At 54.1% G+C, this 15,585-nt stretch carries 12 protein-coding genes and 1 pseudogene; 8 read left to right on the top strand and 5 right to left on the bottom strand.

The genetic code is table 11. The annotated features are described in order from the left end of the window. Positions 1–12 precede the first annotated feature (12 nt). A complete protein-coding gene (locus OCA8868_RS01655; protein ID WP_093994811.1) occupies positions 13–1,335 on the top strand; it encodes a GH1 family beta-glucosidase in 1,323 nt (440 codons plus the stop codon). Positions 1,336–1,339: 4 nt separating this feature from the next. Further along, the gene (locus OCA8868_RS01660; protein WP_093994812.1) at positions 1,340–2,314 is read left to right on the top strand and encodes a glucokinase; all 975 of its coding nucleotides are present in this window, start codon (positions 1,340–1,342) and stop codon (positions 2,312–2,314) included. Here the strand turns inward: OCA8868_RS01660 and OCA8868_RS01665 are convergent. The 3 genes from OCA8868_RS01665 to guaB form a co-directional block, all read right to left on the bottom strand. Then, positions 2,311–4,530 carry a hybrid sensor histidine kinase/response regulator gene (locus tag OCA8868_RS01665; RefSeq protein WP_093994813.1) on the bottom strand — a complete coding sequence of 740 codons (2,220 nt, stop codon included), beginning with the start codon at positions 4,528–4,530 and terminating at the stop codon, positions 2,311–2,313. The genes OCA8868_RS01660 and OCA8868_RS01665 overlap by 4 nt on opposite strands. Before the next feature lie 235 nt (positions 4,531–4,765). Further along, positions 4,766–5,929: an RsmB/NOP family class I SAM-dependent RNA methyltransferase gene (locus tag OCA8868_RS01670; RefSeq protein WP_093994814.1), complete on the bottom strand. Its 1,164-nt coding sequence runs from the start codon at positions 5,927–5,929 to the stop codon at positions 4,766–4,768. Positions 5,930–5,932: 3 nt separating this feature from the next. Further along, a complete protein-coding gene (gene guaB / locus OCA8868_RS01675) occupies positions 5,933–7,381 on the bottom strand; it encodes an IMP dehydrogenase (RefSeq protein WP_093994815.1) in 1,449 nt (482 codons plus the stop codon). A gap of 184 nt (positions 7,382–7,565) precedes the next feature. Between guaB and OCA8868_RS01680 the strand changes: the two are divergent. The 6 genes and pseudogenes from OCA8868_RS01680 to OCA8868_RS01700 form a co-directional block, all read left to right on the top strand. Continuing rightward, a pseudogene (locus OCA8868_RS01680) lies at positions 7,566–8,307 on the top strand (arginase family protein); the annotation flags it as partial. Positions 8,308–8,419: 112 nt separating this feature from the next. After that, a complete protein-coding gene (locus OCA8868_RS01685) occupies positions 8,420–10,459 on the top strand; it encodes an ASKHA domain-containing protein (RefSeq protein ID WP_093994816.1) in 2,040 nt (679 codons plus the stop codon). Further along, complete coding sequence (locus OCA8868_RS17070; protein ID WP_245847985.1) at positions 10,456–10,632, top strand: hypothetical protein; 177 nt, start codon at positions 10,456–10,458, stop codon at positions 10,630–10,632. The genes OCA8868_RS01685 and OCA8868_RS17070 overlap by 4 nt, the downstream gene beginning before the upstream one ends. Before the next feature lie 132 nt (positions 10,633–10,764). Further along, positions 10,765–12,186, top strand: a complete 1,422-nt coding sequence (locus tag OCA8868_RS01690) for a calcium-binding protein (RefSeq protein ID WP_093994817.1) — start codon at positions 10,765–10,767, stop codon at positions 12,184–12,186. 318 nt (positions 12,187–12,504) lie between these two features. Beyond that, a complete protein-coding gene (locus OCA8868_RS01695) occupies positions 12,505–12,855 on the top strand; it encodes a RidA family protein (RefSeq protein ID WP_093994818.1) in 351 nt (116 codons plus the stop codon). Then, the gene (locus tag OCA8868_RS01700) at positions 12,852–13,319 is read left to right on the top strand and encodes an acyl-CoA thioesterase (protein WP_093994819.1); all 468 of its coding nucleotides are present in this window, start codon (positions 12,852–12,854) and stop codon (positions 13,317–13,319) included. The genes OCA8868_RS01695 and OCA8868_RS01700 overlap by 4 nt, the downstream gene beginning before the upstream one ends. On the opposite strand, the gene pgi is transcribed toward OCA8868_RS01700, so the two are convergent. Then, the gene (gene pgi / locus OCA8868_RS01705) at positions 13,316–14,911 is read right to left on the bottom strand and encodes a glucose-6-phosphate isomerase (protein ID WP_093994820.1); all 1,596 of its coding nucleotides are present in this window, start codon (positions 14,909–14,911) and stop codon (positions 13,316–13,318) included. The two genes, OCA8868_RS01700 and pgi, sit on opposite strands and share 4 nt — an antisense overlap. A gap of 3 nt (positions 14,912–14,914) precedes the next feature. Further along, positions 14,915–15,583 carry a 6-phosphogluconolactonase gene (gene pgl / locus OCA8868_RS01710; protein WP_093994821.1) on the bottom strand — a complete coding sequence of 223 codons (669 nt, stop codon included), beginning with the start codon at positions 15,581–15,583 and terminating at the stop codon, positions 14,915–14,917. Positions 15,584–15,585 lie beyond the last annotated feature (2 nt).

Below are 15,585 nucleotides of genomic sequence, written 5' to 3' on the forward strand. Positions count from 1 at the left end.
CTAAGGTTCAAAATGCAGTTCAAACGCTCAGATTTTCCTGAAGGCTTTCAATTTGGGGCCGCGACATCGGCGTATCAGATTGAAGGCCACAAATTTGGTGGCGCAGGTCAGACCCATTGGGACACCTTTGCAGAGACGCCAGGGAATGTTGTTCGTGCCGAAACAGGTGCGATTGCTTGTGACCACTACCACCGCTGGGAAGAAGATCTCGACCTGATCCAAAATGCAGGCTTTGACGCCTATCGGTTTTCGACAAGCTGGGCGCGTGTTATGCCCGATGGCGTAACCCCCAACCCCGAAGGTCTCGATTTTTACGATCGCCTAACAGACGGCATGCTGGAGCGTGGGATTAAACCCTGCGCGACTTTGTATCATTGGGAGCTACCATCTTCCTTGGCAGACAAAGGTGGCTGGCAAAATCCCGATATCGCCAAATGGTTTGGTGATTTCACCCATTGCATCATGGAACGCATCGGCGATCGCATGCACTCGGTTGCGCCGATCAATGAACCGTGGTGCGTCGGATGGTTGTCGCATTTCCTTGGAGGACACCCACCCGGCTTGCGTGACATCCGCGCCACAGCGCGTGCCATGCATCATATTCTTGTCGCCCATGGCACCGCCATCCAGACGATGCGCGGACTTGGCATGACCAACCTTGGTGGCGTGTTTAACCTTGAATGGGCAACTCCTGAAACAGATAGCGAAACGGATGTGACCGCCGCGGCGGTTTCAGACGGGTACTACAACCGCTTCTTTCTGGGGGGCGTTTTCAAAGGCGCGTACCCCGACAACATTATGAACGCCTTCGCCCCCCACATGCCAAACAACTGGCAAGACGATTTTGCGACCATTCAAGAACCATTGGATTGGTGCGGCATAAACTATTACACGCGCCGTATCGTTCGCTCAAACACAGATGCCTGGCCATCTCATGATGTCTTTCCAGATGGCCCACTGCCGAAAACCCAAATGGGCTGGGAGATTTATCCAGACGGCATTTATAAATTCCTCATGCGAACCAAAGACGAATATACGGGCGACTTGCCACTATTTATCACCGAAAATGGAATGGCAAACGCGGACATTCTGCAAAACGGAACCGTGAACGACCCTGAGCGCATTGATTTTTTGAACCAGCACTTTGAAGCAGTCCGCCGCGCCATCGCTGATGGCGTACCCGTAGAAGGTTTTTTCGTTTGGTCCCTTTTGGACAACTTCGAATGGGCACTCGGATACGAAAAACGCTTCGGATTGGTTCACGTTGACTTTGAAACATTGCAGCGTACGCCTAAAGCATCCTATCACGCACTAAAGTCTGCTTTGGAACTCTAATACCATGACTAACCCAGCTAAAACCCTTTCGCTTGTCGCGGATATCGGCGGCACGAATACGCGTTGCGCCCTCGCCAATGGTTGCCATGTCTTGCCAAAGACAATTCGTAAATACTCCAACGCACAGTACACAGGGTTAGCAGACGTTTTGCGCGGATATCTCGCGGATGAAGGCAATATGGTTCCACAGGCCGCTTGCGTTGCTGTTGCTGGCCCGGTTCATGATGGCGTGGCAACCATGACCAACTTAGATTGGACGATTGACCGCGACACGTTGATGGCCGCAACGAAAGCACAAACCGTAGCAATACTGAACGATCTTCAAGCGCAAGGCCACGCATTAGGCCATCTAAACGTGGGATCGATTCAATCAATAGTCGAAGGGCCCGCCGCACCGCCAAACGCGGTTCGCCTCATCGTTGGGGTCGGAACAGGCTTTAACGCTGTGTCAGTTTTTGAAACCGAAAATGGACGTTTCGTTCCACCTTCTGAGAGCGGCCATGCAAGCCTACCCACCCGCACCGAGCAAGAATTCCGTTTGGGCCGGTTTGTGTCCTCTTCGCAAGACTTTCCAGCTGTCGAAGATGTTTTGTCCGGGCGTGGTTTGGAGCGAGTCTACGCATTCCTGAGCGAAGAAACGGGAACCCCGGCCAAAAAACCTGCACAGGACATCATGAGTGCCTGCAAGACCGGTGAAGACGAATGTGCGCGTGATGCCGTCAATTTGTTCGTTCGCACACTTGGTGCGGTTTGCGGTGACCTATCACTCACCCATCTTCCATTTGGAGGCATCTATTTGGTCGGCGGCGTTTCACGCGCGATGGCGCCGTATCTATCCGAATTTGGGTTTGTTGAAGCATTTCAAGACAAAGGCCGGTTCGCACCCTTCATGACCAAGTTTTCAATCTCACTAATAGAAGACGATTTTGCAGCCCTTGCGGGCGCTGCGTCCCACATTAAACACCTGAATGATATCTAGTGTAACTGGTCGTGCACAGTCTTAGTCAGTTCGGTAAGTGAAAAAGGTTTCGGTAAAAATACCGAATTAGGGATACTTTTCTGATCCTCACCAAACGACTCTTCTGCATATCCGGAAACGAAGATCACTTTGGTATCAGGACGTTCTGCCAGTGCTTCGCGTACCCATGTGGGGCCGTCTTTTCCGGGCATAATCACATCGGTTAGAAATAGGTCAACTTCTAACGTTGGATCGGAAAGCAATGCCAACGCAGACTCAGCACAATCAGCTTCGAGCACTGTAAACCCGCGCAACTGCAGCGCGCGTGACGCAAATGCTCGAACGGGCGCTTCATCTTCGACCAACAACACAACCCCGTCCCCATTTATAGAGGCCGAGTTCCCCGCAGTTGTCGGTTTCTCTACGTGTTCGATCGGAGCGTCATGGCTTGGGATCATTATGCTAAAGGTTGTCTCGACCCCAACTTCGGAATCCACGAAGATGTATCCGCCCGTCTGCTTAACAATACCGTACGCTGTCGATAGCCCAAGACCAGTTCCATCACCCGATTTTTTAGTTGTCCAGAACGGTTCAAATATCTTGTTTCGTTTGTCGTCCGGAATGCCCGTTCCTGTATCATGGACTCTCAGTACAACGTAATGACCAGCCGGAACTGTCACTCTGTCTCTATGGAGTGGCTCTGCGAGAACACAGTTCTCGGTTTCAATTCTAATATTGCCGCCGTTTGGCATAGCGTCACGCGCATTCACCACAAGGTTCATCAAGACTTGTTCGAGTTGCCGCTTGTCAGCTCGGATCGGTCTGAGATCTGGATCATGATCCAACGTTAAAGTTAAACGCTCTCCAACAAGACGGTTTAGCAAGTGCGTGCTTTCAGACAATGTGTTTCGAAGATCGATAATTTCGGGTTGCAAGTTTTGCTTGCGTGAATAGGCCAACAACTGGCCGACAAGAGCGGCTGCACGGTTCGCATTCTCGTGAATTTGCACGAGGTCTGCAAAGTCGCCGTCTTCTTGATCGTGGCGCAAAAGTAATAAGTCACAATGACCGGAAATCGCTGTGAGCAGGTTGTTAAAGTCATGCGCGACGCCACCAGCCAACTGACCAATTGCCTGCATTTTCTGACTTTGGACAAACTGTTGCTCAAGGTTCTTGAACTCGGTTACGTCGCTTAAAACCGCTATAACATGCGCCGTGTCTTCACTTGAGCCAGCAGGATTTAGAGAAACCTGAACGTGGATTTCCTTGGTTTCGTGAATAGCCTCCAAAAACTGAGGCGCACCGGTTCCTTTTCCTTCAACGGTCTCAGTAATCCAGTCCGTCAAAGGTCGGCCAAGCCCCTCAAGAAGATCACTCACCCGGCACCCCATTGGGATCCTGGAATCTAACAATGTCCGTGCTTCGTGGTTAGACGCGAGAACGTCGCCCGTTGCTGAAATTTTAAGCAAAGGTACAGGTAACTCTTCAATGGCGTCCCAATCTGCGCCGACATCGGGCCCTTGGGGTAAATCATCGCCCGGAAGAAGGTAAATTTCCCGTCGTCCGCCGTGGCTTGGAACCTCAGCGACGAGACTGTCAATTTCACCGGATTCCGAAAGCACCTTGTGTACGTGGCCAGAAACAATCGGCAGATCCGAAAAAACGCCACTCAAATTCTTCGCCCGCCCACCTAACAAACGACGAAAAGCCTCATTCATATAGAGGACCGTACCGGTTGGTCCGGCGGTGAGCATGGGCAAGCTTAATGCATCAGCGGCACGTGCGCCCCCGCCCCGATCAGACAGATCTTCGAGGCGCCACATAAACATATCGCAATCAACGGCATTCACTGCGAGCCGGATATGGCCTTTACGGGTTACAATGTCTTCACGCGCACTGCCCAAGGCCTGTGCTTTGCTTTGCAAACGAAACAGGACCGACGCAGGGTTCGCGAACAGCTCTGCCAGAATACGAACGAGTGCATCGCTTGCCCTGTCGCGAAATTTGTCGTCTGCGACTTCGTTTCGGTAGGCCACATTCCCGTCGAAATCTGCAAGGAAACAGGGCGTTGCGTCATGTTCGACGAGCGTAACGAGAGCTTGCGTCGCGTAGGATTTCTTTCGTGCTTGAAAGAACTTGATCAACGAAACTGCGCCAGCAAATACCGCAAGCGCAACGGAAAATGCTAATAGCCCGAGTTTCAATTCAGGCTGAATAACGAGAAAGGAGGCGATCATTGCGCAGAAGCCCAAGACCGCAAACGCAGTTACAGAATGAGCACGGCTTTCGTGCAGCAAAACCTGCTTAGTGGGTCCGCCAACACCCCCGCGTTCTATATGGGAACTCTCTTCTGTCACGCCCGTCTCATTCTTGGATCGATTCGTCAGAACAGTTAACGATCAAATCCTTAACCACCGCTTAAGTCAGTAACGCGAGATTAGGGTGTTTTAATGATAATGCAATCAAAGGTTGTTAAGCATCTTTGGTGAATTCAGCAAAATAGAAACCATCGCCTAAAAGATGCGGTGCAGTAGATGTTTGACTCAGAAGCGAAAATCCGCACGCAGATTTCATAAATGACTGAACGCGCTCACCATTTTCCACATCAAACACTGAACACGTAGCATAGACGAGGGTACCGCCAGTTCTCACACGTTGCGCACCTTGCAATAGGACCTTGTCCTGAATGGTTGTCAGTTCCTTAAGCCGATCTTCAGTCAATTCCCATTTCGCCGCAGGGTTGCGGCGCCATGTGCCACTGCCTGAACAAGGTGCATCTACAAAAACGACGTCAAACGGTTGAAGTTTAGCCAATTCACTGGTTTGCGCGGTATTGATTTTCACCCCAGCCCGATCTGCACGTGGCGCTATGTCGACCATCCGGTTGGGGTCAATGTCATGAGCAGTAACCTCGCCACCTTGAGCCGCCATCGCCAAGGCCTTCCCCCCACCACCGGCACACAGGTCTAGAACGCGCTGGCTCTTGGTGAGGTTCAAAGCCAAAATAGCATGTTGTGAAGACGTATCCTGAAGCTCAATGAGACCGTCCGCATACGGTCGTGACAACGCGATACGTCTTTCGTTTTCAACCACTTGAAGGGCGTAGTTCATGCCCTCAACTGGAACTGTAACGATGTTCTCATCCGCGAGCAGCGCGATTACCTCAGCGGTCGTGCTCCTGGCGGCGTTTACCCGCAAAAAAACGCCTGCGCGGGATTTGAGCGTTTCCAGAATCTTGTCCGTTTGCGCGCCCAATGCCGCATCAAAGTGCGTTAACATCCATTCGGGCATATCGCACTGTATCCAGCGCGGAGCATCAGAAATTGAGCGCGCTTCTTCGCCCGCTTCGACTTCGTTCGGCGCGTGGCCAACGCCAGAGAACATCTCATTCACCTGCCCCGCGACGCGCATCGCGCCAAGCATCACACCGCGCCCTGAAGCAGCACCACCGATCCAGCCGTAGGAAGTTTTACAGCGCAAGGCCTGAAACACGTGATCCCGAATGGCCGCACGATCCTTCGAGCCGGCAAAACGGTGGCTACGGCCCCAACCAGTAAGAGCCTTTTCGGGTGTCGCACCGTCAAAGATTTCATCGAGAACTTCGATGGCGGCGGCAACTCTTGCGGCGGGTGTCATGGATCACATGGCCCGATAGTTAGGCGACTCGCGCGTTATCTGAACATCATGCACATGGCTTTCTTTCAGCCCTGCGCCGGTGATTTTAACGAAGCTACAGTTGGTGCGCATCTCAGCGACTGTCGCACAGCCTGTGTAGCCCATCGCGGCACGTAAACCGCCGACCATTTGATGAACAACTGCGGCCGCGGACCCCTTGTAGGCAACCTGCCCCTCAATGCCTTCTGGCACCAACTTGTCGCTTGCTGCGTCTTTCTGGAAATAGCGATCAGCTGACCCCTGCGCCATCGCGCCAAGAGAACCCATACCACGGTAGCTTTTGAAACTACGGCCTTGATACAAAATGACTTCACCCGGAGATTCATCAGTACCAGCAATCATAGAGCCGACCATCGCACAGGATGCGCCGGCTGCGATTGCCTTGGCAAAATCGCCCGAGAACTTGATGCCACCGTCCGCGATAATCGGCACATCGCCTGCGGCTTTGGCACAATCAGAAATCGCGGTGAGTTGGGGAACGCCAACACCGGCAACCATACGTGTCGTACAAATGGAACCCGGTCCAATACCAACCTTTACGGCATCCGCGCCTGCATCAATAAGCGCTTTCGTTGCTTCACCTGTTGCTACATTACCTGCAATGATCTGAACGCCAGTCGACAGCGCCTTGGCGCGTTTCACGGCCTCGATCACGCCTTCGGAATGCCCGTGGGCGGTGTCAATAACAACAATATCAACGCCAGCGGCAATCAGCGCTTCGGTCCGTTCAAACCCTGAATCGCCGACAGACGTGGCTGCAGCCACGCGCAGGCGGCCCAGGTCATCCTTACAAGCGGTTGGGTTCAGCACGGCTTGTTCGGTGTCTTTCAAGGTCAACAAACCGGTCAATACACCACTGTCATCGGTAACCAATAGCTTTTCGATACGACGGGACTTCATCAATGAAATAGCCTCGTCGCGGTCAGCAGGTTCTCGCAGCACGGCAAGATCTTCAAACGTCATCATCGTTGAAATTGGTTGGTCATCAGAGGTGGCAAACCGCATGTCACGGTTCGTGACGATGCCCATCACACGCCCTGCGTCATCGACAACAGGGAAACCGGTGAAGTTATAACGTTCAACCAGCGCTTTGGCTTCGGCTAGCGTCTGATCAGGGCGCAGAGTTACGGGGTTGTAAACGATGCCCGATTCAAAACGCTTCACGCGGCGCACTTCACGCGCCTGTTCTTCAACGTTGAGGTTTTTGTGAATAACCCCCATGCCGCCCGCCTGCGCCATTGCAATCGCCATACGGCTTTCGGTGACTGTGTCCATCGCAGAGGACAACAGTGGGATGTTCAAATCTATCGCTTGAGTGACGCGCGTGCGCGTATCAGCGGTGCTCGGCAGGACAGAACTCGCCCCCGGAACCAGCAATACATCATCAAACGTGAGGGCCTCGCGAATCTCCATCATACTCTCCAAAGCAATGGCGTCGTTAGGCATGGTCCTTTCGCATGGATACGTCTTGGGGGAAAGGGGCAACTGGCGTTTCTGCGCTTGAAAGAGCGTTACAATACGACCAATCTCACCCTATGGCACATGGATATGATAGCGGCGATATGACAGCGGCAGATTAGATTTACCCTTCGTAGGTATCGCAACCTTTGGTAAACGGCCTTACGTGGCCGACTGGTCAACGATCGAAGCTGGCTCGCGGTCCTTGGCGCGCCCTTTGATGCGGGAACGCAATATCGCTCTGGTGCGCGGTTCGGGCCGCGCTCTGTCCGCGAGGCATCTACCCTTTTCTCTTTTGACCATACAGGGGCTTACGATCACGAAGATGACGCGACCTATCTAGGGGCGACATACGCATCGTAGACATGGGAGACGCGGATATCGTGCACACCGACACTGTGCAAAGTCATGCCAATATCGAACGAGGCGTTCGGGCAGCTCTGGCATCCTGCGCCCTGCCCGTCACCATTGGTGGCGATCATTTGATCAACATCCCCTGCATCAATGCGTTCGATGACCAAGGCGACATCCACGTCCTGAAAATCGACGCGCATTTGGACTTCGTCGATGAACGCCACGGTGTGCGCAACGGTCACGGCAACCGCATGCGCCGTGCAGCCGATAAGCCATATGTTACGGGCCTCACCCAAGTCGGCATCCGCAATGTCAGTTCCACCGCCAAAGAACGGTATGAAGATGCTCGTAAGATGGGGGATGATATTCTTTCTGTGCGCCAGCAACGCGAATTGGTCGCGGCCAAAACTATCACCCGCATTCCAAAAGGCGCTAAGGTCTATATCACCATCGACATCGACGCTTTTTGCCCCTCCATCGCACCCGGTACGGGCACTCCTTCGCATGGTGGGTTCCTCTATTATGAACGCGGAGCGTGAACACACCTCATGACGTTCCTGAACATTAAGGTGGCGCGAAGTGGCTGCTTCTTTTGGCCACGCTGGGTAAGATAGTCAAAACTAAGCAGGACCACCCAACATGAGCAACGATCCCCTCGTCGTCTTTACCCCTTCTGGCAAACGCGGAAACTTTCCGGCAGGAACGCCGATCCTCACGGCGGCCCGACAGTTGGGTGTCGATCTGGATTCCGTGTGCGGTGGCCGTGGCATTTGCTCCAAGTGTCAAATCACCCCAAGCTATGGCGAGTTTTCCAAACACGGCGTTACCGCCAAAGAAGGCGCTTTGTCTGAATGGAACTCGGTAGAGCAGCGCTACAAAGACAAACGCGGGTTGATCGATGGTCGCCGCCTTGGGTGCCAAGCCACAGTGCAAGGCGATATCGTGATTGATGTGCCGCCTGAAAGCCAAGTCCACCGTCAGGTTGTTCGCAAGGCCGCCAGTGCGCGCGCGATGATAATGGACCCTGCGGTGCGGTCCTATTACGTCGAAGTTGCAGAACCCGATATGCACACCCCAACAGGTGATCTGGAACGCCTTGGGATCGCATTGAAAGAACAATGGGATATTGAGGACATCACAGCCGGCATGTCGGTGCTGCGCAAACTTCAGCCAGTTTTGCGCAAAGGGAAATGGACCTGTACTGTTGTTTTGCACAAAGGCCATCAGGAAACGGTGCACCGCATCCTCGACATCTACCCGGGCTTTGATGAAACGCGCCTTTATGGGCTCGCAATTGACCTTGGGTCCACCACCATCGCCGCGCACCTCACTGACCTGCGCAATGGTGCCGTGGTTGCATCAAGCGGCATCATGAACCCGCAAATCCGGTTCGGCGAAGACCTGATGAGCCGCGTGTCCTACGTCATGATGAACCCCGGCGGTGATATAGAAATGACTAACGCGGTGCGCACTGCACTTAACGCGCTGACCGATACGCTGTCTGCCGAAGCTGAGATCCAGCCAAGCCAGATTATGGAAGCCGTTTTCGTGTGTAACCCCGTCATGCACCACCTGTTGCTTGGCATTGATCCGGTCGAACTTGGCCAAGCGCCATTCGCCCTTGCAACCTCCAAATCCCTGTCTCTGCATGTGGGTGATCTTGATCTCACCAGCATGAACCCCGCCGCGCGTGTGTTCATTTTGCCGTGTATAGCGGGGCATGTGGGCGCGGATGCCGCAGCCGTTGCCCTGTCAGAGGCGCCCTATGATCAGGACGAGCTAACCTTGGTCGTCGACGTGGGCACCAACGCCGAAATCCTTCTTGGAAACAAAACCCAAGTGCTGGCCTGTTCGTCCCCAACTGGCCCCGCCTTTGAAGGTGCGCAGATTTCTAGCGGCCAACGTGCCGCGCCGGGTGCGATTGAACGGATCGAGATCGACCCAACAACCAAAGAGCCCCGGTTCCAAGTGATCGGATCTGACATTTGGTCGAACGATGAAGGCTTTGACGCAGCGATCGCGACCACGGGCGTCACTGGTATCTGCGGGTCTGGCATCATCGAAGCCGTCGCCGAAATGCGCATGGCGGGGCTATTGGACCCTAAAGGGCTGATCGGCTCGCCCGAGCAAACCGGAACACCGCGCTGCATCCCAGATGGGCGCACGCATTCCTATGTCATCCACGATGGCACGGCTGATGGAGGCCCGCTGATAACAGTGACTCAAGGTGATATCCGCGCCATCCAACTCGCGAAATCCGCGCTATATGCGGGCGCTCGTCTATTGATGGATGAAATGGGAACCGACACAGTTGAGCGCGTGGTTCTTGCTGGTGCATTCGGCGCACATATCTCACCCAAACATGCGATGGTACTGGGCATGATCCCCGATGTGCCGCTTGATAAGGTCACGTCAGCAGGCAACGCCGCCGGAACGGGCGCGCGTATGGCGCTGTGCTCTGTTGATGCACGTACCTCGATTGAGAAAACCGTCCGCGACATCACCAAAGTCGAGACCGCAATTGAGCCGAAGTTCCAAGAACACTTCGTCAACGCCAACGCGATCCCACACGCAACGGACCCGTTCTCCATCCTACGCTCAATCGCGCCCCTGCCCGACGTCAGTTTCAACACCGGCGGCGGCGAAGATGGTGGACGGCGCAGACGCCGTCGCGGATGAACCGTCAACCGACATTAACCGACGGCTCGCTAACACTGCGACCGCTGGAGGAAGACAACCACGCGGGATTACAACTGGCGCAGACCACATTCAGCATTGGGCACCCTGACGCCGATGGAATTTCTGCAGAGAAAGTCGATGGACAAGATGGCGGCCTAACGCCAAAGATTTAACCCCAAGGACTCCGCGCAAATCTGGAGGGAACTTGGGGCGCAGGTCAAGACGGGCATACACTTCAGATTGTCGGGACCAATCTAGGAACTGGACCAAACGACCTCGATCTTGAAAACGGTGTTATCACCGAAATGCGCGTTTTAGACGAAAACGACGTACAACTCGGAACGACTGGTGCTGTGTCCTATTTTCTTCAGACGGCTGTTTACGGGTTCGATGGTTCATCGTCCGGTTTCTTGATTGGGCTTGCTGCAAATGAATCAACAAACATCTACTACGATAACAACTACAGCCCAGACCAAAACTACTTGGAAATTAGAGACGGTTCTGTCGCAAAAGCGTTCGACCTAAACAGCGGTAGTTTTTTCCGAATCGATTATTTTGAGTCAAATGGTATAGTTGCTGACTTAGCGGCAGGGACCATGGTCAGAGATGGCATTACTGATACGTTTGTCGGAAACCCTACGGGGTTTGGCATGCTCGAAGGTGGTGACGGGGCAGACACCATTGACGGTGGGGCCAATGGCCAAATGGGCGACACCGCGTCTTATGCAGCTTCGGCCGCATCCGTTATGGCTAACCTGGGCAATGGTACCGCATCAGGCGGGGATGCTACTGGTGACATCCTAACCAATATTGAAAACATCCTTGGCTCTGCTCTTGATGATCAACTGATCGGCGACACAAGCGCAAACAACCTGAATGGTGGTAGTGGCGATGATGATTTGAATGGCGGCAACGGAGACGATACGCTGGATGGCGGTTCTGGTGATGATTATCTGAACGGTGGTAATGATGATGACACTTTGAGCGGTGGTTCTGGTGATGACGTGATGGTTGGGGGCGCTGGGGGCGATGAGTTTGATGGTGGCACGAACACGGTTGGGATCGGTGATCAGGTTTCCTATGTTAACTCGAACGCTGCCGTAACCATTGATCTTGGCGCAGGTACGGCCTCGGGCGGGCACGCGGCAGGGGATACGATCGCGAACGTCGAGAACCTACTCGGGTCGGCCCATGCCGACGCATCGACCGACGACACCGCGTCCTATTCCAACTCTGATGCGCGGGTCGTTGTCGACCTCGATGCAGGGACTGCGACGGGGTCTGGCCACGGGTCTGGCGACACATTGATTGATATCGAAAACGTGTTTGGATCGCTGTTCAACGACGACATCTACGGCGATGACACCGCCAACGAGTTGAGCGGCTATAACGGCGTTGATGAGCTGTTCGGACGCGCCGGGGATGACACGCTGAACGGCGGTGGCAACCTCGACTATCTGAACGGCGGCGCGGGGAATGACGTGCTAGCAGGCGGTGGCGGTTTTGACCGCTTCATCTTCGACACAGCGGGCTTCGGGCAGGACACGATCACCGACTTCACCAACAATCAGGAACTGATGGACATGCGCGGCTCAGGCCTCAGCTTCGCCGACCTCACCATCACACAAACCGGAGGCGACACCGTCATCTCCGTAACAGCCACAACAGACTCAATCACACTGCTGGGCATCACATCCCTCATCAACGAAAATGATTTCATTTTTTAGGAGAGTGGGTACACGGCAACGACAGGGCCACCACGTCAATGGTCGAACAAACCATTGACGGCCTGTGTTCTTGTCTAGGTTGGCGGAGTCAAAATCTTAAGGGACTCGTCGCCTTAAACTGGGTCAAAGGAACTAATTCGCAGGACCAGCTCATTCCCCGTCCAACCCAAAACAGTAAAAGTCAAATTCGTTCTAAATTAGGGTGTTACAATATGAATTGTGTACTAAACTAACCCAAGTCATTCTGACGTTTTACACCATAGGGCGATTTCGATTCTCGTTACCCGCTCCAAATCATCTTTAGCAGGAGCACGCCCCATGTCAGACATTATCCGCATCGAGTCAGGCGCACGTATGAGCCAAGTCGTCATCACAGGTGGCATTGCCTACCTCGCCGGACAGGTCGGCGCTGAAGGTGGCACTGTGACCGAGCAAACGACCGCTATTCTAGACCAAATTGATGTTCTGCTGGAAAAGGCTGGCACGGACAAAACAAAGCTGATCACAGCCCAGATTTGGTGCGCAGACATGAGCACAGACTTCGCTGACATGAACGCCGTCTGGGACGCCTGGGTCGCACCCGGTTGTGCCCCCGCCCGTTGGACAGGTGAAGCCAAGCTTGCGACCACTGGCTTCAAGGTCGAAGTCATCGTTACTGCGGCTGTATGACTCCGTTTCTAACACCGCTTGATGCTGACGCGCTTTGCGACGCGGGAATTCCTGCGCCTTGGTCTTTCGGCATGGCCGATCGCGTACGTTTCGGGGAAATCGACGCGCTGAACCACGTGAACAACGTGGTTTACCTGCGGTGGTATGAAACGCTGCGTGTTCACTATCTTAACCACTATGACCTCTATACGCTTGCAGGTGCGGACCCAAAATTTGTCGTGAAATCAGTGGGGATAGACTACAAAGCTGAAGTAATGCGTGACACCAGCTACATTAACGTTACGCGTACAGTTTCCATGCGAAACACAAGTTGGACGATGGAGTACGCGACATTTGTGGATGGCAAAATCACCACGACGGGTGACTGCGTCGCGGTGTTGTTAAACCAAGACAACACCAAACGCCCCTTACCTGACGCGTTACGCCAAGCCTTCATCACCCGTGACGGGGCAGTGCAACTTTAGACGCCGTGCTTTTGTAAGAACCCGACCAATGCGGCGGTTGATCCATCTTTACCGGATGCATCCGCGCCCTCAATGATCGGTTGCAATGCTGTTGCCAGTTCTTTGCCCAATTCCACGCCCCATTGGTCGTAAGAATTGATACCCAGAACGGCGCCTTCAACGAACACACGGTGTTCATATAGCGCGATGATCTGGCCCAATGTGAACGGGTCGAGTTTCGGGTAAGCGATTGTTATTGAGGGGCGATTACCCGCGAACACCCGATGCTTGGCTTGGCGTTCGAGCTCAGAACCATCAAACTTTCCTGCAACCTTACTGCGCGCTTCGTCCTGATCACGGCCTTTCATCAGGGCTTCGGACTGGGCCAAGCAATTGGCGACAAGCAACTGGTGTTGATGGTGCAAATCGTCGTCATGACCACGCGCCGCGACAAGGAATTCGCACGGGATCACGCGGGTGCCTTGGTGGATCAGCTGGTAGAACGCGTGCTGACCGTTCGTCCCCGGTTCGCCCCAAACAACAGGTCCGGAATTGATGGATAGGTCTTCGCCATCCATGCTGACGCCCTTACCGTTACTTTCCATCTCAAGCTGTTGAAGATAGGCCGGTAAGCGACTGAGATTATTGTCATAAGGCAGAACGGCCCGTGTGGAATAGCCGCAAACCTGATTGTGCCAAATGCCGACCAACGCCAGCATAACAGGCATGTTTTCCGCCCAATCTGCCGCCTGAAAATGGCGGTCCATATCCTGCGCACCACGCAGAAATGCGCGGAACGCATCTGCGCCAATGGCGATCATCATGGACAGGCCAATCGGCCCCCACATGGAATAGCGCCCGCCGACCCAATCCTCAAAGCCAAACACACGGGCGGCATCGATCCCGAAAGCGGCCGTGCCCTCCTCGGATGTAGAAAGCGCTGCGAACTGTCCAGCAGGGTTAGATACGCTTTCGCCCATCCATGCCTTCGCAGTGCGGGCGTTTGTCATGGTTTCAATGGTCGTGAACGTCTTGGACGCCACGATCACCAAGGTTGTCGCCGGATCACAACTGCGCAGCACTTGGCTGATGTCGGCCGGATCGACGTTGGAAACAAAGTGGCAGCGCGGCCCATCGTGATACGGCGCCAGCGCCAGAACACCCATCGCAGGGCCAAGGTCAGAACCGCCAATACCGATGTTAACAACATCCGTGATCTTGCCGCCCTGCCCTTTGAACGCACCGGAACGCACGTCCGTCGCGAATTTTTCCATACGGTTCAGAGTGCCCAGAACCTCGGGCATCACATCCGCGCCATCAACCAGCACAGGACCACCATCAAGGTTGCGCAATGCCGTGTGTAACACCGCACGGCCTTCGGTTTCGTTGATTGCAGAGCCGCTGAACATCGCGACGCGTTTGCCCGCCAAATCAACTTCATCAAGCAGATCAATCAACAGCGCACGGCCGTCGGTATCAATGTTGGTCTTCGCGTAATCAAAATGCATATCACCAGCAGAGGCCGAAAAATCGGTCGCACGGTTCGCATCAACCAGTGTTTCAAAACGTCGGTTCTTAACGGCTGCGGCGTGTTTGCACAGTTTGTCCCACATCGCTTAGCTCTCCGCCCAGTGAATTGTCGCGCCCGCAAGCACGCCAGCAACCGGTGCGTCCGTCGGCGTCAGGGATTTCGCACGTTCGAAGGCTTCACGCTTTTCCTGCCCGATGATGACGATATGGCAACTCATCGCGTCCTTAAGTGCTTTCATCGAAAGAGAAATTCGTGGCTCCAAACCGTCTGGTGGCTGAACCGTAACCAACGGATATTGCGTGCTTAATGCGGTTTCCAAATCGGGAGAGTTCGGGAAAATGCTTGCGGTGTGCATATCCGCGCCCATCCCAAGAAGCATGACGGAAATCGGCAGGTGAGGTTCAACCGTTTTTGATAGCTCAGCTATGTCGGCGTCTGGCCCATCGGGCAGATAGGAAACGTAGGTCGCCGCCGCAGCGGCATCCACAAGCAAACGCTCTTTTATTAGGCGTGTGTTTGAACGTTCATGACTTTCGGGTACGCGCCGCTCATCCGTGAGCATCACGTTAATCCGACCCCAATCAAGGTGTTTCGCACCACAAAGCACATCGAAAATCGGTCCCGGAGTTGTTCCGCCCGGAACGGCGAATGAAACCGTGTCGTGGGTCAGTAAATGGCCCTCCAACTCACCCGCGAGGGTGTTGGCGAGGTCCATCATCATCATCTCAGCATCAGGATATTCGACTAAGTTCATCG

Origin of the sequence: Octadecabacter ascidiaceicola (genome assembly GCF_900185015.1) — a bacterium.
GTDB classification, from domain to species: Bacteria; Pseudomonadota; Alphaproteobacteria; order Rhodobacterales; family Rhodobacteraceae; genus Octadecabacter; species Octadecabacter ascidiaceicola.

Coding starts and splice junctions, on each gene's coding strand:
- guaB (WP_093994815.1), bottom strand. CDS start 7,381: ATGGAGATTCGCGAGGCCCTCACGTTTGATGATGTATTGCTGGTTCCG.
- pgl (WP_093994821.1), bottom strand. CDS start 15,583: ATGAACTTAGTCGAATATCCTGATGCTGAGATGATGATGATGGACCTC.
- OCA8868_RS01665 (WP_093994813.1), bottom strand. CDS start 4,530: ATGATCGCCTCCTTTCTCGTTATTCAGCCTGAATTGAAACTCGGGCTA.
- OCA8868_RS01655 (WP_093994811.1), top strand. CDS start 13: ATGCAGTTCAAACGCTCAGATTTTCCTGAAGGCTTTCAATTTGGGGCC.
- OCA8868_RS01690 (WP_093994817.1), top strand. CDS start 10,765: ATGCGCGTTTTAGACGAAAACGACGTACAACTCGGAACGACTGGTGCT.
- OCA8868_RS01670 (WP_093994814.1), bottom strand. CDS start 5,929: ATGACACCCGCCGCAAGAGTTGCCGCCGCCATCGAAGTTCTCGATGAA.
- OCA8868_RS01685 (WP_093994816.1), top strand. CDS start 8,420: ATGAGCAACGATCCCCTCGTCGTCTTTACCCCTTCTGGCAAACGCGGA.
- OCA8868_RS17070 (WP_245847985.1), top strand. CDS start 10,456: ATGAACCGTCAACCGACATTAACCGACGGCTCGCTAACACTGCGACCG.
- pgi (WP_093994820.1), bottom strand. CDS start 14,911: ATGTGGGACAAACTGTGCAAACACGCCGCAGCCGTTAAGAACCGACGT.
- OCA8868_RS01660 (WP_093994812.1), top strand. CDS start 1,340: ATGACTAACCCAGCTAAAACCCTTTCGCTTGTCGCGGATATCGGCGGC.
- OCA8868_RS01695 (WP_093994818.1), top strand. CDS start 12,505: ATGTCAGACATTATCCGCATCGAGTCAGGCGCACGTATGAGCCAAGTC.
- OCA8868_RS01700 (WP_093994819.1), top strand. CDS start 12,852: ATGACTCCGTTTCTAACACCGCTTGATGCTGACGCGCTTTGCGACGCG.